Raw genomic sequence first — 15,832 nt, 5'->3', positions numbered from 1 at the left:
ACCACTTCGGTAAACTCGCGACGATGTCCGAACATTCCGTGCACCACGCCCGTTGGGACCGTCTGACGACGGACGAACTGTACGGCATCGTGGTGCTCCGGAACCGCGTGTTCGCACTGGAACAACGCGTCACGGCCGAGGACTTCGACGGCCGTGACCGTGAACCGGACACCGAGCACTGGTGGTTCGGCACCGACGACCGAGCGGTTGGGTACCTGCGGCTCATCCGACCCGCACCGGACGAGGTCCACCCGGACGGTTCGGCAGCACCCGCCTGGGTGATCGGCCGGGTCGCCACCGACCCCGGACACCGCGGGAGCGGGATCGCCGGTCGCCTCGTGGCCGCGGTGCTCGATGCGCACGGGCACGAGCCGTTCGTCCTGCACGCCCAGGAGTACGTCGCCGGACTCTACGAGCGCCACGGCTTCGTCCGCTTCGGAGCGCCGTACGACGAGGCCGGCATCCGCCACGTCGGCATGCACCGTCCCGGTCGCTGATGGACACGCGGGAGCGGTACGCCGCCTACGCGGAGCGCATCGCGAGCGTCTCGCCGTCCTACGCCGCGTGGGCGCGGTCGGTGGACGACGGCACGGTGTCCGTGCTCGACGACGTCCCGGAGTCGAAGCGGCAGCCGGAACTCCTCTTCGCGGTCGCCCGTCGCCTGGGCGCCGATCCGGCGGACCCCGGTGCGCTGCGCGCGCTGGTCCAGGAGGCGCGACCCGCCCTGGTCGCCGCCCTCGCCTCCGCCACGGTGCAGGCCAACGACCCCAGACGCCTGGCCCCGGTGGTCCCGCTGTTCGCGGCGCTCGCCGCGCGGGTCGGGCGGCCGCTCGGCCTCGTCGACGCGGGGGCGGCGGCGGGGCTCTGCTCGATCCCGGACCGGGTGACGCTCGACTACGTCGTCGGGGCGCGGTCCGAGGTCGTCCGGATGCACACCGCGTCCGTCGAGCCCGGCCTGCACCTCGTCGCGGCGGCCAACGGCGCGGTGCCGGCACCGGCAGCGGAGCCGATCGAGGTCCGGGCGCGGGTGGCCCTCGACCCGAACCCGATCGACCTCGCCGGGCCCGGGGCGTTCGACCGGCTCGTCGAGGCCGTCCCGCCCGAGGCGACGGACCGCACCGCCCTGATGCGTGAGGCTGCGCGTGCGACGCTCGCCGCGCCTCCCGTCCGCATCCGGGGCACCCTGCCGGGCGACCTCGACCGCGCACTGGAGGCCCTGCCGGACGACGTCGTGCCGGTCGTCCTGACCACCGGGACCCTCGTGTACGTCCCCGGCGCGGACCGCCAGCGGTTCGTCGACCGGGTGCGCGAGCGGGGCGTGCACTGGATCGCGCTGGAACGCACGGGGATCCTCAGCGGGGTCGCCGCGACCCTGCCGGACGACGTCGACCCGGCGGATCCGGACGCGTTCGCGACCGCGTCGCTCGACGGTGTGGCCCTGGCCGTCTCGGACCCGTTCGGGGTCCGTGTCCGGTGGGTGGCCGATCCGAACCTGTGACCGGTCTTCGCGACAGTCCAGCGGCGTGCCAGGGTGCGGATGACCTCCACCCCTACGATGTGCGAGACCCGTTCCCCCACCGTGATCGGAACCGCAGTGACCGCCACACCCGTCGAGCTCGACGAGCTCGCCAAGCACGTGCTCGCGTTCGAGCACGACCGGGCACGGCACGACCGCACGAAGGAAGCGGAGATCCGGGTCGAGTTCGACATGTCGCCCGCTCGGTACTACCAGGTGCTGAACCGTGTGATCGACTCGCCCGCGGCGCTCGCGTACGACCCGCAGCTGGTCTCCCGGCTGCAGCGGCTCCGGTACGCGCGCACCAGTGCCCGGGCAGCGCGCAGCTTCGTCGCGCCCGGTGCAGCTCCCGAAGGACGTGAAGAGGAACGATGACGACGAGATACCCCCGAGACCGGTTCGACGACGTCGCCGACGGCCCCCGGGTCGGGGCGCACCGCGGTGCGCAGCGGCGTGGGCGCGGGTGGATCGCGTTCGCGTGGGCGGCGCTCGCCACTGGTGTCATCGTGGGGGTCTGCGTCGTCGCGCTCGCGCTCCTGAACGGCAGCTACTCGTTCACCGGCTCGGCATCGCCGTCGGCTTCGGCCTCGGCGTCGGCGTCCGCATCGGCGGCGCCGTCGTCGTCCGCGTCCTCGTCGGCGTCGCAGGCACCGGCCGCGGGGACCCCGGCCGACCAGGGTGCGACGACGCTCGTCGTCCTGAACGGCACGTCGACGACCGGCCTCGCGGCGAAGGGCAGCGCGGCGCTGACCTCGGCCGGGTGGAAGGTGACGTCGACGGGCGACGCCGGCACGACCGGGGCGACCTCGACGATCGTGTACTACCAGCAGGCCGCACAGGCCGCCGTGGCGCAGGGCATCGCGAAGTCGCTCGGCACGACCGCGGTGCAGCAGTCGGCGGCGTTCCCGAACGCCGACATCAGCGTCGTGCTCGGCGCGGACTACGCCGGCTGATCGTTCCCGGCGCATTCCTGGTCGCGTTCTCCGGGTCGTGGTGCGCGCATTTGTGACGGCCGTGTTTCGAGCACGTTGATTCTTGTCGGAATCGACGTGAAACAACGTCACACCTCTTGCCCTGTCGGCATTGTTCGGTAAGAGTCTCCCCAAGACGGCGACTACGCCGTCCGCACCAGCACCACCGCAGGGAGCAAGAGATCATGGCCAACGGAACCGTGAAGTGGTTCAACGCCGAGAAGGGCTTCGGCTTCATCACCGTCGATGGAGGGGGCCAGGACGTGTTCGTGCACTACTCGGCAATCGACATGTCGGGGTACAAGGTCCTCGAGGAGGGCCAGGCAGTGACGTTCGACGTCGGCACCGGGTCGAAGGGGCCGCAGGCCGAATCGGTCCGTCCCGCCTGACCCGGCAACCACCTCGCGAACGCGCCGTCCCGTCCGGGGCGGCGCGTTCGTCCGTGTGCGGCGACCGGCGTTCGTCGCCGCGGGGCGGCGTGCGCGGCGTTCGTCGCTCGTGTCGGTGCGTGTCCTGGGAACTCGACCCGCGCCTCCTGGCGGTGTTGCACTCGACCCCTGCGAGTGCCAGAATCGGCGTTGGCACTCGCTCACGCTGAGTGCCAGCACGACCCCCATGACGACGTCCGGGAGGGACGAGAAACTCACATGGCTAAGATCATTGCTTTCGACGAGGAGGCCCGCCGTGGCCTCGAGCGCGGCCTGAACATCCTGGCTGACGCCGTGAAGGTGACGCTCGGCCCGCGCGGCCGCAACGTCGTCCTCGAGAAGAAGTGGGGCGCCCCCACGATCACGAACGACGGTGTCTCCATCGCCAAGGAGATCGAGCTCGACGACCCGTACGAGAAGATCGGTGCGGAGCTCGTCAAGGAGGTCGCCAAGAAGACCGACGACGTCGCCGGTGACGGTACGACCACCGCGACCGTCCTCGCCCAGGCCCTCGTCCGCGAAGGCCTCCGCAACGTCGCCGCCGGTGCCGACCCCGTGTCGCTCAAGCGCGGCATCGAGAAGGCCGTCGCCGCCGTCTCCGACCAGCTCCTCGCCAACGCGAAGGACATCGAGACCAAGGACCAGATCGCCGCGACCGCGTCGATCTCGGCCGCTGACCCGACCATCGGCGCGCTCATCGCCGAGGCCATCGACAAGGTCGGCAAGGAAGGTGTCGTCACCGTCGAGGAGTCGAACACCTTCGGCACCGAGCTCGAGCTCACCGAGGGCATGCGCTTCGACAAGGGCTACCTGTCGCAGTACTTCGTGACCGACCCCGAGCGTCAGGAAGCCGTCTTCGAGGACGCCTACATCCTGATCGTCAACTCGAAGATCTCGAACATCAAGGACCTCCTGCCGGTCGTCGACAAGGTGATCCAGGCGGGCAAGCAGCTCCTGATCATCGCCGAGGACGTCGACGGCGAGGCCCTGGCCACGCTCGTCGTGAACAAGATCCGCGGCATCTTCAAGTCCGTCGCCGTCAAGGCCCCGGGCTTCGGCGACCGTCGCAAGGCCATGCTGCAGGACATCGCGATCCTCACCGGCGGCCAGGTCATCTCGGAAGAGGTCGGCCTCAAGCTCGAGAACGCGACGCTCGACCTGCTCGGCAAGGCCCGCAAGGTCATCATCACCAAGGACGAGACGACCATCGTCGAGGGTGCCGGCGACGAGGAGCAGATCGCGGGCCGCGTCCGTCAGATCCGCTCCGAGATCGAGGCGACCGACTCCGACTACGACCGCGAGAAGCTCCAGGAGCGCCTCGCGAAGCTCGCCGGTGGCGTGGCCGTCATCAAGGCCGGTGCCGCGACCGAGGTCGAGCTCAAGGAGCGCAAGCACCGCATCGAGGACGCCGTCCGCAACGCGAAGGCCGCTGTCGAAGAGGGCATCGTCGCCGGTGGTGGCGTCGCCCTCATCCAGGCGTCCGTCGTGCTCGACACCCTCGAGCTCGAGGGCGACGAGGCGACCGGTGCGAACATCGTCCGCGTCGCGATCGACGCGCCGCTCAAGCAGATCGCGCTGAACGCCGGTCTCGAGCCGGGTGTCGTCGCCGCCAAGGTCCGCGAGCTCGAGTCGGGTCACGGCCTCAACGCCGCGACCGGTGAGTACGTCGACCTCGTCGCCGCGGGCATCATCGACCCGGCCAAGGTCACGCGCTCGGCGCTGCAGAACGCTGCGTCGATCGCCGGTCTGTTCCTCACGACCGAGGCCGTCGTCGCCGACAAGCCCGAGCGCACCCCTGCTGCTCCGGCCGGCGACCCGACGGGTGGCATGGACTTCTGAGCAGTCCTGACGGAAGGGCCTCGCACGCTGCGCGTGCGGGGCCCTTCCGCGTGCGGGGGGTGCCCCGACGGGCGGGCGGGGGCGCCGAGTGGGCGAAATACGTCACGCTCGCCGGTGCCCGGCGGCACCTTTTGCCCGCTCCGCGAACCACGCGCGGCGTGTTCTGCCCGTTCAGTCTCGAGACTGTTCCCGCACAGGAGGCGCGGCTCGGCGGTTCTCCACAGGTCGCCTCCCGAAGATCCTCCGTTGGGCACCTCTTGGCGACGATGGTGCGCATGCGCGACGCACATCCCCTTCCGGTGCCGTTCCAGTACACCCCGTTCCGCGTTCGGGACGCGCTTGCGCGGGACATCCCCGCGGGTCGACTCCGGCGTCGTGACCTCGAGTCGCCCGTCCACGGTGTGCGCGCTCGTGCCGGTTCGACGGTCAGTCGGATCGACGCGATCGCGGTGGTGCTCCGACCCGACCAGCACTTCAGCCACACCAGTGCGGCGTCGATCTGGGGCGCACCGTTGCCGTCGGCTGCTCGCAACGGCCCGGTGCACGTCACCTCGGCGTCGGACAACGCCATGCGGCGCACCGGAGTGGTGGGGCACCGGTCGGCATCGACGGACGTCCGACTGCACTGTGGCAAACGGGTGAGCGCACCGGCGCAGATGTGGTTCGAGTGTGCGTCGCTACTCGAACTCGCCGACCTGGTGGTGATCGGTGATCACCTCGTTGGTCGGAGCGGACTCGCGACCATCGATGAGCTCGCCGAGGCGATCCGACCTGGGGCACGAGCATCTCGGACAGCGCGTGCTGCGCTGGAGCTGATCCGTGTCGGAGCGGAGTCAGCGATGGAGACCCGCGTCCGTCTCGCCGTCGTCGACGCGGGGTTCCCCGAGCCGCAGCTCAACCTCGACGTCCTCGACGGTGCTGGCGTGTTCCTCGGACGCGTCGACATGGCCTGGCCGGAGTACCGCATCGCCCTCGAGTACGACGGTGACCACCACCGGGAGCGCGAGACCTTCCACCACGACCAGCGTCGCCGGAACGGCTTCGAGGTGAACGGCTGGCTCGTGATCCACGTCACCGCTGCCGATGCCGCTCGTCCAGCGGTCATGTTCGAGCGACTGCGTCAGGCCTTCGCGTTGCGAGCGGGCAGGACACGCGGCCAGTCGACCGCCGACCGGGCGGTTCGTGCCGGTCTGGAGCGTCGAACGTGACAGATAGTGCCCGCTCGGGACGGGGGTGGGCGCGGGTGGGCAGGCGTGGGCCAGCGAGCGGGCGGGCGGCACGCCCGCGGGCGTCACGCGCCGGCGGGCGCGGGGGCGGCGTAGTCGCGGGGGAGCAGGGGGAGCCACACGCGGAAGGTCGCGCCGCCGCCCTCGGTGTCGAACACCTCGACCGAACCGTGGTGCGCCGCGACGATGCCCGAGACGATCGCGAGCCCGAGGCCCGAGCCGCCGGTGTCCCGTGCGCGCGAGGTGTCGGCACGCCAGAAGCGCTGGAAGATCTTGTCGCGCAACTGCGGCGGGATGCCCTCGCCGTGGTCGATCACGTCGATGTGCGCCATCCCACGCTCGTCGTCCACGCCGATGCCGATCTCGATCGGGTCGTCGTGCTCCGTGAAGCGCATGGCGTTGCCCATGAGGTTCGTCACGATCTGGCGGATCTTGTTCTCCTCCGCCAGGACGATCGGCGGCCGCTTCGGCAGCACGACGGTGGGCAGCGGCGTGGTCTCGTCGGTGGGGGCAGCCGTGCCGTCCACGCCCATCGCGCGGGTGCGGCGGGCGCGGAGTCGCGCGATCGTCTGGCGCGAGAACGCGATGGGGCCGGTCGTGTTCGCGGACGTCGGCGATGCCGGGGGCCCGTCGCCGGAACCGGGGGCCGAGGCGGGTGCTGACGCCGGACGGACCGCGTGCGGCACGCTCTCGCCGGTCACCGAGTCCTCGACGAGCACCTGGATCTCGCGGTCGGGGTTCGACGCCATCGTGTCGAGCGCGGAGTCACGGGCGATGGCGACGAGGTCGACCGGGCCGAGCTCGAGCGGCTTCGACTCGTCGATGCGGGCGAGCTGCAGCAGGTCCTGCACGAGGAGGCCCATGCGCTGGGCTTCCTTCTCGATGCGCTCCATCGCCTGGGCGACGTCCTCTTCCTTGCGGAGCGCGCCCATCCGGTAGAGCTCGGCGTACCCGCGGAGCGACACGAGGGGCGTGCGGAGCTCGTGGGAGGCGTCCCCGACGAACCGACGCATCTGGTCGATGGTGCGCTGCCGGTCCTCGAACGCGGAGTCGATGCGCTCGAGCATGGAGTTGAGGGACCGGTTCAGTCGACCGACCTCGGTGTTGGGGGTGTCGGCTTCGAGGCGCTGGTTGAAGTCACCGGCGGCGAACCGGGCGGCGGTGTCCTCGACGTCGCGCAGGGGGTCGAAGGTCGCCGTCACGAGGAGCCGCGTGAGCATGGCGCCGAGCAGGATCACCGAGGCACCGAAGCTCAGGAAGATGGCGGTGAATCGCAGGACGGTCTGGTCGGTGTCGGCGCTCGACACCGCGACCAGGACGTACCCGGCCTGCGTGGTGCCGGTCGACTGGTCTTGCAGGGACGCCGGGATGACCTGCGCACGCCACTCGTGGTTGTGCTGGCTGTCGTACAGCGAGAAGCGAGAACTGGTCTGCGCCGCGGAGGAGAAGTCGAGCTCGTGGATGTCGGGGCGGCTCGACGCCGGGGTCTGGCAGATCTGCTTGCCGGCGGAGTCGTAGGCGGCGACGTACGCGCTCTGCGAGAGGACGACGGAGAGCTTGCAGTACTGCTCACCGTCGCTGATGTTCTGACCCTCGAGCTGTTCCGTCGTCTGACGGACGTTGTTGTCCAGCTGGGCCATGAGGTACGTCGACAGCACCGTCATCGTGCCGAGCCCCGCGACGAGCAGTCCGAGCGCCACCAGGAGCACCGTGATCCCGGTGATCTTGGTGCGCAGGGAGATCCCGTCCCACCAGCGGCTCATTCGCGTGTGCATGCTGCCCCAACGATAGACAGCGGTCGCCCGGTGAAACCGGACGACCGCCGTGAAGACGAACCCCGAGGGATCGGGGAGACCTACGAGGCCTTGGACGCCTTGAGCATGTAGCCGAACCCGCGCTTGGTCTGGATGATCGGCTCGGCCGAGTACTGGTCGAGCTTGCGGCGCAGGTAGGAGATGTAGGACTCGACGATGCCGGCGTCGCCGTTGAAGTCGTACTCCCACACGTGGTCGAGGATCTGCGCCTTCGACAGCACGCGGTTCGGGTTGAGCATGAGGTAGCGGAGCAGCTTGAACTCGGTCGGCGAGAGCTCGATCTGCGCGTCGCCGATCGTGACCTCGTGCGTGTCCTGGTCCATCGTGAGCTCGCCGGCGCGGATGATCGCGTCTTCCTCGTCGTTCATCGTGCGACGGAGGATCGCCTTGATGCGGGCGACGATCTCGTCGAGGGAGAACGGCTTCGTGACGTAGTCGTCGCCGCCGACGGTGAGGCCGGTGATCTTGTCCTCGGTGTCGTCCTTGGCGGTGAGGAACAGGATCGGGGAGGTGTAGCCCGACGACCGCAGGCGCTTGGTGACGCCGAAGCCGTTCATGTCGGGCAGCATGACGTCGAGGATGATCAGGTCCGGCTCTTCCTCGAGCACGGCGGAGATCGCCTGTGCTCCGTTGCCCACCGCGCGCACGGCGAAGCCGGCGAAACGCAGCGAGGTCGTCAGGAGGTCGCGGATGTTCGGCTCGTCGTCGACGATCAGGATCTTGGGGCCATCGCTCATGGTCCTATCTTCTGACCGTTCCCTAGTGGTTTCCTGAGAGCGGTTGGTGCGTCAGCCCACGACCGCCTGGACCTGGTCGGCGTCGAGGATCGTGTAGGAGTACCCCTGCTCCGCGAGGAACCGCTGCCGGTTCTGCGCGAAGTCCTGGTCGACGGTGTCCCGCGTGACGAGCGTGTAGAACGACGCGGGCAGCCCGTCCTTGTTCGGGCGGAGGAGTCGGCCGAGTCGCTGGGCCTCTTCCTGACGGGAACCGAACGAGCCGGACACCTGGATCGCCACCGTCGCGTCGGGCAGGTCGACCGAGAAGTTCGCGACCTTCGAGACGACGAGCACGTCGATCGACCCCTCGCGGAAGGCCTGGTAGAGCCGCTCCCGCTCGTCGACGGGGGTCGAACCGGTGATCTCGGCGGCGTCCAGGGACTCGGCGAGCGAGTCGAGCTGGTCGATGTACTGCCCGATCACGAGGATCTGCTCGCCGCGGTGCTTCTCGATGAGCTCGCGCACCACCGGGGTCTTCGCCGGCGAGGTCGCCGCGAGCCGGTACCGCTCGTCGTCGCTGGACGCCGCGTACTCGAGGCGGTCCTGGTGCGGCAGGTCGATGCGTACCTCGTAGCAGGCGGCGGGGGAGATGTACCCCTGCGCCTCGATCTCCTTCCACGGGGCGTCGTAGCGCTTCGGCCCGATGAGCGAGAAGACGTCGCCCTCGCGCCCGTCCTCGCGCACGAGGGTCGCCGTGAGCCCGAGTCGCCGCCGGGCCTGGAGGTCGGCGGTGAGCTTGAACACCGGCGCCGGCAGCAGGTGCACCTCGTCGTAGACGATGAGTCCCCAGTCGAGGGCGTCGAGGAGCGACAGGTGCGTGTACTCGCCCTTCCGGCGGGCGGTGAGGATCTGGTACGTCGCGATCGTGACCGGACGGATCTCCTTCACGCTGCCCGAGTACTCGCCGATCTCGTCCTCGGTGAGGGTGGTCCGGCGCAGCAGCTCGGACCGCCACTGCCGGGCCGAGACGGTGTTCGTCACGAGGATGAGCGTCGTCGCCTTGACCGTCGCCATCGCCCCGGCGCCCACGAGCGTCTTGCCGGCACCACAGGGCAGCACGACGACGCCGGAGCCCTGCGCGAAGAACGTGTCGACCGCCTGTTCCTGGTAGGGACGCAGGTGCCAGTCGTCGGTGTCGAGGTCGATCGGGTGCGGCTGCCCGGGCGTGTACCCGGCGAGGTCCTCGGCCGGCCAGCCGAGCTTCACGAGCTCCTGCTTGATCTGCCCGCGTGCCCACGGGAGCAGCTCGACCTCTTCCGGGGAGCGCATGTCGCCCAGCAGCGGCTTGATCCGCTTCGAGCGGATGACCTCGGCGAGGACCGTGGGTTCGGACGCGGTGAGGAGCAGGACCGGCTGGCGCTCGAGCTCTTCGGCCGGGGAGTTCGCGATCGCCGGCGCGTCCGGACGCTCTTCGCGCCGGATGACGAGTCGGCCGTACCGTGCCACGGTGTCGCGGATGTCCACCGTGACGCTCTGCGGGACGGGGAACTTCGCGAAGTGCTCGAGCGTGTGGATCATGCTCTCGGCGTCGTGCCCGGCCGCCCGCGCGTTCCACAGGCCGAGTCGGGTGATGCGGTACGTGTGCACGTGTTCCGGCGCGCGTTCGAGCTCGGCGAACACCGCGAGGTCGTGCCGTGCGTCCTCAGCGTCGGGGTGCGCGACCTCGAGGAGCACGGTGCGGTCGCTCTGCACGATCAGCGGTCCGTTCATGACGGATCAGCCTAGGCCGCTCGGCTGCGAACCAGCGCGGATCGGCTCACCTGTGGATCAGGCGTCGCTCTCCACAGCCACCACGAGGGAGAGCGGGAGCGTCCGCTCGACGTCGACGGCCGTGTCGCGTCCCCGCACGCGTCCGGCGGCGACCGAGGTCGGCACGATCGAGAACGGCCGCTCGGAGCCGTCCGGCATGCGCACCGTCAGGCGGATCGGCGTGCGACCCCGGACGGCGAGGTCGATCTGCCGCCCCAGCCACTCCTGCTCGGGCTCGGCCTCGCCGCGCTCGGTGGTGACGCGGAGCCGTTCCACGAGTGCGTGCGCCGCCTGCTCCGGGTTGCGTCCGGTGGTGCGTCGACGGCCTGGAGGAACGGATCCCGTCGCGGGGCGGGCTGCGGCCGTCAGGACGGCCGGGTAGCGCTGGTCCTCGAGCGCCGTGTGGACGACGTGCGGCGGGTAGCGGGTCAGCAGGGTGGTCAGGTCGCTGCGCTCCCACGCCAGCTGCCGGAGCTCGGCGTCCACCCCGATGAGGTCGAGCTGGTCGGGCGTACCGTGCACGCGGGCCCCGACCCCGTCGGCGCCGACGTCGACCACGATGCTGCCGTCCCGCGAGGACACCTGGTCGACGAGGTAGGAGAGCGGCTGCGGCAGGCCCGTCGCGGACAGTCGTTCCAGCAGCGCGACGACGTCCTGCCGGGTGTGGCCGGCCCGGAACGCGCGGCGGAGCGAGTCCTCGGAGATGCGGTACCGGGCGGCGAGGCCCGGTGCCTCGAGCACGGCGACGGTCCGGAGGGCGGCGTCGTCGACCGGCGCGAGCGGTCCCGGTGCGATGACCGTGAGGTCGTGCTGCAGGTACACGGCGTCGACGGTGCGGGGGAGGTCCTCCGCAGCGGGGGCCGGGTCTCCGTCCAGCAGTGCACGGCCGGTGCTCGTCACGCGGCCGTCGACCGTGAGCCCGAGTGCGGCCGCGGTGCCCGCGACGTCGAGCAGCACCGCGTCGAGCCAGCGCGAGCCCGCCGGGTACGCCCACCGGCCGGCCGACACGAGGTCGCGCAGGTCGTCGCCGGCCACGTCGAGCACGCTCCGGACGGCGGGGTCGAGTGCGTCCCGCCATGCCGACACCAGCGTCGACCAGCGGTCCGGCCAGCTCGCGACGAGCCAGGCGTCGCCCGCCGCCGTGGTCGCCCACGTCCCGTTGCCCGTGTCCGCGAACCCGATCCGTTCGAGCAGTGCCAGGCGGCCGGGGACCACGACGGGGTCCGCGCCGGCACGCTCGCCGAGCGTCTTCGCGAGCGGGGTGCCGATGCCGCCCTTCACGAGCTCGCGCACCGCGCCCTCGGACACCGCCCGGAGGAGTTCGGCGAGCACGGTCATCGTCGCGAAGGCGTGCTCCGCGCCGGTCGTCCGGGCGCGCTCGTCGTCGCCCGTCTCGTCCACCGGAGCGACGGGGCGGGGGTGATCCGCGCCTCCTGGGAGACCGGCGATCTCGTCGTGGGCGGCCAGTCGGGCCGACACCGCGTCGTCGACGCCGCCGTCCTCGTCCGCCAGACCGAGCGCGACCGCCGGGGCGAGGTCGTCGGTGGAGCCCGCGCCGTCACGCAGCGCGAGCAGCGTCCGACGGGGCAGGTGCTCGATCGCGGCGTCGACCGCGTCGTCGGTACGGAGCGCCTCGGCGAGGTCGAAGAAGTCCGAGATGCGCAGCGGGCCGGTCTCGGCGAGGACCGCCGCGGGGAGCCGGCGCGCCACGACGAGCCGTTCGAGGGCGTCGTCCGGCATCGCCCGGAGCCGGGCGGCGAGGTCTGCGGTGGTCGTCATCGTCCGCCGCGCTCGTCCGACGCGGTCCTCAGCGCGCCGTCCGGTTCGCTCGGGCCCGACGGGTCCAGGTGATGCCGAGGAGGGTGAACACGAGCACCATGCCGATCGGGAAGCCGACCAGCGGGATCGCCATGATCACGGGCCAGGGCATCGATCCCTGGGCGCTGGGGACGGTCAGCCACATCACGATCATGGCGGCCATGCAGAGGAAGGCGGCGATGAAGATCCCGCCGACCATGAACGCGAGGGCGCGTTCGGTACGATTGAACGTCACCGGGGGTTCCGCGGAGTCCTGCGTGTTCCCGGTGGGCCGGGTCGGGTTGGCCATCGACCCAGGATATCCGACGCACCACGGCCGTTCCACGATCACGAGGAGACCGACGAATGCCCACCGGCAAGGTCAAGTTCTACGACGACCAGAAGGGGTTCGGGTTCATCACCGGCGACGACGGCGAACCCGTCTTCCTGCACGCGTCCTCGCTCCCCGACGGCGTCACGTCGGTGAAGGCCGGTTCGCGGCTCGAGTACGGCGTCGTCCAGGGGAAGAAGGGGTCGCAGGCGCTGTCCGTGCGGCTCCTCGACCCGCAGCCGTCCCTCGCGAAGATGTCGCGACGATCGGCGGACGACATGGCCGTGATCGTCGAGGACCTCGTGAAGGAGCTCGACCGGATCAGCGGGGACTTCCGGCACGGCCGGTACCCGAAGAACGGCACCCGAATCGCTGCGATCCTGCGGCACGTCGCTGACCAGTTGGACGCGTGATGACCGATACCTCCCCTGTTGCTCCTGCCCCTTCCGAGGACCTCACCGCGCTCGCCCGCACGGCGCTGCTCGAGGTGACCCCCGAGTCGACCGTCGGCGCGTTCGCCGGGACCGTCGACGAGGGTGACGGCGTCGTCTCGGTGCTGTTCGCCAACCGCATGGCCGGGTACCCCGGCTGGCGCTGGACCGTCTCGATCGCCCAGGTGTCCGGTGACGAGCCGACCGTGCTCGAGGTCGAGCTCATGCCTGGTGACGGCTCGCTGCTGGCGCCCGACTGGGTGCCGTGGTCCGAGCGGCTCGCCGAGTACCGGGCCGGCCAGGACGCCGACGGTGCCGAGGGCGAGCACGACGACGAGTCTGACGAGGACGACGACGAGGACTTCGACGGCGACGAGGACGACGCGGACGAGGACGCCGACTACGACGACTCGGACGACGACGAGTCCGACGACGACGAAGCGGACGACGAGGACGACTTCGACGCCGACGAGGACGACCTCGACGAGCCGGACGACGACGACATCGACGGTGTGGACGTCGACGAGCTGGACGGGTCCGAGGACGACACCGACGACTCCGACGACGACACCGACGACGCGGACACCGACGTCGCCGGCCAGCAGGACGCACCGGCCGAGCCGGCCCGCGGCCGCCGTCGCACCCAGCGGGTGCGCCCGGTCGACCCGGACGCCGACCTCGAGGTCGACCGGCTGGACGCCGGCGAGGTCGACCCGGAGCACCACCGCGCCTGACGGGCGACCGACCGGTTCCCGGACGGACAGGAGGCGCGGTGCCAGCTGGCACCGCGCCTCCTGTCGTGCGGACCGACCGCGTCAGCGCAGGGCGTTCACCGTGAAGTCGATCGCCTGCACGAGCTTCGCGACGTCGTCCGGGTCGATCGCCGTGAAGGTCGCGATGCGGAGCTGGTTGCGGCCGAGCTTCCGGTACGGCTCGGTGTCGACGATCCCGTTCCGGCGCAGCGTCGCGGCGACGGCCTTGGCGTCGATCGAGTCGTCGAGGTCGATCGTGGCGACGACCTGCGACCGGGCTGCGGGGTCGGTCACGAACGGCGTCGCGTAGTCGACCGACTCCGCCCAGTCGTAGAGCGTCGACGACGAGGTCTTCGTGCGGGTGTCGGCCCAGGCGAGGCCGCCGGACTCGTTGATCCAGCGGACCTGGTCGTCGAGGAGGATCAGGGTCGCGAGCGCCGGGGTGTTCAGCGTCTGGTTCAGCCGCGAGTTGTCGACGGCGTTCTTGAGCGAGAGGAACTCGGGGATGTACCGGCCGCTCGCGGCGATGCGCTCGACACGCTCGATCGCCGCGGGGGAGAACAGTGCGAGCCAGAGGCCACCGTCCGAGGCGAAGTTCTTCTGCGGGGCGAAGTAGTAGACGTCCGTGGCGCTGACGTCGAACGCAGCACCACCGGCGGCGCTCGTGGCGTCGACGACGGTGAGTGCGCCGGCGTCCCCGGCGGCGCGGACGACCGGCGCCATGACACCCGTCGAGGTCTCGTTGTGCGGGTAGGCGTAGACGTCCACGCCCTCGACGATCTCGAGCGGGGCGAGGGATCCGCCGGGGGCCTCGACCACGTGCGGCGCCTCGAGCCAGGGGGCGCCGGCGGCCTTGGCGAACTTCGAGCCGAACTCGCCGAAGGACAGGTTCTCGGCCCGGCGCTCGATGAGCCCGAACGCGGCGGCGTCCCAGAACGCGGTCGAGCCGCCGTTGCCGAGGACGACCTCGTAGCCCTCTGGCAGGTCGAACAGGTCGCCGAGGCCGGCGCGGACGCTGCCCACGAGGTCCTTGACGGGCTTCTGGCGGTGGGACGTGCCGAGGATCGTCGCGCCGCGGGTCACGAGGGACTCGAGCTGCGCGCCACGGATCTTGGACGGTCCGCAGCCGAATCGGCCATCGGTCGGGAGGAGTTCGGCGGGGATGACGATGTCTGCCATGCACCGATCCTAACGAGCGGTATCCCAGCGCGAGTGACCGTGTACCGGCCGGACGGGGCGGGCCGACGCCGCGCCTCCTGGCCGCATCGCGCACGGACTTTCTTGCACCTTGCAAGTGTTGGTCATTCCATGTCGCCTCGAACAAGTAGGGTGGGGCGCGCTGGGCCCAGACATGAGAGGCGGACCGTGACCGATCTCGTCGACACCACGGAGATGTACCTTCGCACCATCCTCGACCTCGAGGAAGAGGCGATCGTGCCGCTGCGCGCCCGCATCTCGGAGCGCCTCGGTCACTCGGGCCCCACCGTCTCGCAGACCATCGCCCGCATGGAGCGCGACGGCCTCGTCGTCGTCTCGGGCGACCGGCACCTCGAACTCACCGACGAAGGACGCTCGCGCGCGACGCACGTGATGCGCAAGCACCGGCTCGCCGAGCGTCTGCTCTCCGACGTCATCGGTCTCGACTGGGCGTTCGTCCACGACGAGGCATGCCGCTGGGAGCACGTGATGAGCGAGCAGGTCGAGGTCCGTCTGCTCGAGATGCTCGGCAACCCGACCGAGTCGCCGTACGGCAACCCGATCCCGGGTCTCGCCGAGATCGGTGGCCCGGCCGCACCCGGCTTCCTCGACGGCGTGCAGAACATCGTCGCCGCGACCGAGGGCACCGACGCGGTCGCCACCGGGGTCATCCGCCGCCTGGGCGAGCCCGTGCAGTTCGAACCGGAGCTCCTCCACCAGCTGCGGTCCGCCGGTGTCATGCCCGGCCGGGTCGCGAGCGTGCAGCGCGCAGGGGCCTACGTCGCCGTGCGCGTCGACGGCGAGGACGCGGGCATCGAGCTCCCGACCGAGGTCGCGCAGCACGTCTACATCGAGCGCTCCTGACCTGTCTGCCCCTGAAACTGGGGCGGGGCGCGTTTCTGCGGCCTGATCAGGGCTTCTTTACCGATTCGTTACAAAGCGGCGGTTTCATCTCGACAAGGTAACGGTCGGCACGTACACTCGACGAGTCCGCCGGCCACCCAC

16 protein-coding genes are annotated in these 15,832 nt (G+C 70.6%); 10 read left to right on the top strand and 6 right to left on the bottom strand.

Annotated elements, in window-relative coordinates:
- The first annotated feature begins 23 nt into the window (after window positions 1-23).
- From BM028_RS05265 to BM028_RS05235, 7 genes are all read left to right on the top strand, one after another.
- A complete protein-coding gene (locus BM028_RS05265) occupies window positions 24-497 on the top strand; it encodes a GNAT family N-acetyltransferase (RefSeq protein ID WP_092385123.1) in 474 nt (157 codons plus the stop codon).
- A complete protein-coding gene (locus tag BM028_RS05260) occupies window positions 497-1,498 on the top strand; it encodes a DUF2332 family protein (protein WP_092385121.1) in 1,002 nt (333 codons plus the stop codon). The genes BM028_RS05265 and BM028_RS05260 overlap by 1 nt, the downstream gene beginning before the upstream one ends.
- 96 nt (window positions 1,499-1,594) lie before the next feature.
- Window positions 1,595-1,891, top strand: a complete 297-nt coding sequence (locus BM028_RS05255) for a DUF3263 domain-containing protein (RefSeq protein ID WP_229085283.1) — start codon at window positions 1,595-1,597, stop codon at window positions 1,889-1,891.
- Window positions 1,888-2,469 carry a LytR C-terminal domain-containing protein gene (locus tag BM028_RS05250; RefSeq protein ID WP_070417817.1) on the top strand — a complete coding sequence of 194 codons (582 nt, stop codon included), beginning with the start codon at window positions 1,888-1,890 and terminating at the stop codon, window positions 2,467-2,469. Before BM028_RS05255 ends, BM028_RS05250 begins: the two co-directional genes overlap by 4 nt.
- Before the next feature lie 203 nt (window positions 2,470-2,672).
- Window positions 2,673-2,876 carry a cold-shock protein gene (locus BM028_RS05245; RefSeq protein WP_022903461.1) on the top strand — a complete coding sequence of 68 codons (204 nt, stop codon included), beginning with the start codon at window positions 2,673-2,675 and terminating at the stop codon, window positions 2,874-2,876.
- 258 nt (window positions 2,877-3,134) lie between these two features.
- Window positions 3,135-4,754, top strand: coding sequence for a chaperonin GroEL (gene groL / locus BM028_RS05240; RefSeq protein WP_070417818.1), 1,620 nt, complete (start codon window positions 3,135-3,137; stop codon window positions 4,752-4,754).
- 275 nt (window positions 4,755-5,029) lie between these two features.
- Complete coding sequence (locus BM028_RS05235; protein ID WP_139219753.1) at window positions 5,030-5,962, top strand: endonuclease domain-containing protein; 933 nt, start codon at window positions 5,030-5,032, stop codon at window positions 5,960-5,962.
- A gap of 83 nt (window positions 5,963-6,045) precedes the next feature.
- Here BM028_RS05235 and BM028_RS05230 read toward each other — a convergent pair whose 3' ends face one another.
- The 5 genes from BM028_RS05230 to BM028_RS05210 form a co-directional block, all read right to left on the bottom strand.
- Entirely contained in the window at window positions 6,046-7,755 is a 1,710-nt protein-coding gene (locus BM028_RS05230; protein ID WP_070417820.1) for a sensor histidine kinase, read from the bottom strand.
- 80 nt (window positions 7,756-7,835) lie between these two features.
- Window positions 7,836-8,531 (bottom strand): response regulator transcription factor, encoded by a 696-nt coding sequence (locus BM028_RS05225; protein ID WP_017888045.1) that lies wholly within the window; start codon window positions 8,529-8,531, stop codon window positions 7,836-7,838.
- 51 nt (window positions 8,532-8,582) lie between these two features.
- The gene (locus BM028_RS05220; RefSeq protein WP_092385117.1) at window positions 8,583-10,280 is read right to left on the bottom strand and encodes a DNA repair helicase XPB; all 1,698 of its coding nucleotides are present in this window, start codon (window positions 10,278-10,280) and stop codon (window positions 8,583-8,585) included.
- Between the two features lie 57 nt (window positions 10,281-10,337).
- On the bottom strand, window positions 10,338-12,098 hold the full coding sequence (locus BM028_RS05215) for a helicase-associated domain-containing protein (RefSeq protein ID WP_092385115.1): 1,761 nt from the start codon (window positions 12,096-12,098) through the stop codon (window positions 10,338-10,340).
- Window positions 12,099-12,126: 28 nt separating this feature from the next.
- On the bottom strand, window positions 12,127-12,426 hold the full coding sequence (locus BM028_RS05210; RefSeq protein ID WP_092385113.1) for a hypothetical protein: 300 nt from the start codon (window positions 12,424-12,426) through the stop codon (window positions 12,127-12,129).
- A 56-nt stretch (window positions 12,427-12,482) separates the two neighbouring features.
- Here BM028_RS05210 and BM028_RS05205 point away from each other — a divergent pair, with 56 nt between their 5' ends.
- On the top strand, window positions 12,483-12,860 hold the full coding sequence (locus tag BM028_RS05205; protein WP_022906598.1) for a cold-shock protein: 378 nt from the start codon (window positions 12,483-12,485) through the stop codon (window positions 12,858-12,860).
- Entirely contained in the window at window positions 12,860-13,612 is a 753-nt protein-coding gene (locus BM028_RS05200; RefSeq protein ID WP_092385111.1) for a DUF3027 domain-containing protein, read from the top strand. Before BM028_RS05205 ends, BM028_RS05200 begins: the two co-directional genes overlap by 1 nt.
- Window positions 13,613-13,693: 81 nt before the next feature.
- Here BM028_RS05200 and serC read toward each other — a convergent pair whose 3' ends face one another.
- Window positions 13,694-14,809, bottom strand: coding sequence for a phosphoserine transaminase (gene serC / locus BM028_RS05195; protein ID WP_092385109.1), 1,116 nt, complete (start codon window positions 14,807-14,809; stop codon window positions 13,694-13,696).
- Window positions 14,810-14,995: 186 nt separating this feature from the next.
- On the opposite strand from serC, the gene BM028_RS05190 reads away from it, so the two are divergent.
- A complete protein-coding gene (locus tag BM028_RS05190) occupies window positions 14,996-15,691 on the top strand; it encodes an iron-dependent transcriptional repressor DtxR (protein ID WP_022906596.1) in 696 nt (231 codons plus the stop codon).
- Window positions 15,692-15,832 lie beyond the last annotated feature (141 nt).

This window comes from Curtobacterium sp. YR515 (assembly GCF_900113095.1).
Classification (GTDB): Bacteria; Actinomycetota; Actinomycetes; order Actinomycetales; family Microbacteriaceae; genus Curtobacterium.
The sequence above is the reverse complement of the archived record's forward strand: the minus strand, read 5'-3'. Positions and strand labels throughout refer to the sequence as shown.

Excerpts from the sequence above, each read along its gene's own strand:
- BM028_RS05205 (WP_022906598.1), top strand. The coding sequence starts at position 12,483 with ATGCCCACCGGCAAGGTCAAGTTCTACGACGACCAGAAGGGGTTCGGG.
- BM028_RS05235 (WP_139219753.1), top strand. The coding sequence starts at position 5,030 with ATGCGCGACGCACATCCCCTTCCGGTGCCGTTCCAGTACACCCCGTTC.
- BM028_RS05210 (WP_092385113.1), bottom strand. The coding sequence starts at position 12,426 with ATGGCCAACCCGACCCGGCCCACCGGGAACACGCAGGACTCCGCGGAA.
- BM028_RS05260 (WP_092385121.1), top strand. The coding sequence starts at position 497 with ATGGACACGCGGGAGCGGTACGCCGCCTACGCGGAGCGCATCGCGAGC.
- groL (WP_070417818.1), top strand. The coding sequence starts at position 3,135 with ATGGCTAAGATCATTGCTTTCGACGAGGAGGCCCGCCGTGGCCTCGAG.
- BM028_RS05215 (WP_092385115.1), bottom strand. The coding sequence starts at position 12,098 with ATGACGACCACCGCAGACCTCGCCGCCCGGCTCCGGGCGATGCCGGAC.
- BM028_RS05245 (WP_022903461.1), top strand. The coding sequence starts at position 2,673 with ATGGCCAACGGAACCGTGAAGTGGTTCAACGCCGAGAAGGGCTTCGGC.
- BM028_RS05200 (WP_092385111.1), top strand. The coding sequence starts at position 12,860 with ATGACCGATACCTCCCCTGTTGCTCCTGCCCCTTCCGAGGACCTCACC.
- BM028_RS05265 (WP_092385123.1), top strand. The coding sequence starts at position 24 with ATGTCCGAACATTCCGTGCACCACGCCCGTTGGGACCGTCTGACGACG.
- serC (WP_092385109.1), bottom strand. The coding sequence starts at position 14,809 with ATGGCAGACATCGTCATCCCCGCCGAACTCCTCCCGACCGATGGCCGA.
- BM028_RS05225 (WP_017888045.1), bottom strand. The coding sequence starts at position 8,531 with ATGAGCGATGGCCCCAAGATCCTGATCGTCGACGACGAGCCGAACATC.
- BM028_RS05250 (WP_070417817.1), top strand. The coding sequence starts at position 1,888 with ATGACGACGAGATACCCCCGAGACCGGTTCGACGACGTCGCCGACGGC.
- BM028_RS05230 (WP_070417820.1), bottom strand. The coding sequence starts at position 7,755 with ATGCACACGCGAATGAGCCGCTGGTGGGACGGGATCTCCCTGCGCACC.
- BM028_RS05220 (WP_092385117.1), bottom strand. The coding sequence starts at position 10,280 with ATGAACGGACCGCTGATCGTGCAGAGCGACCGCACCGTGCTCCTCGAG.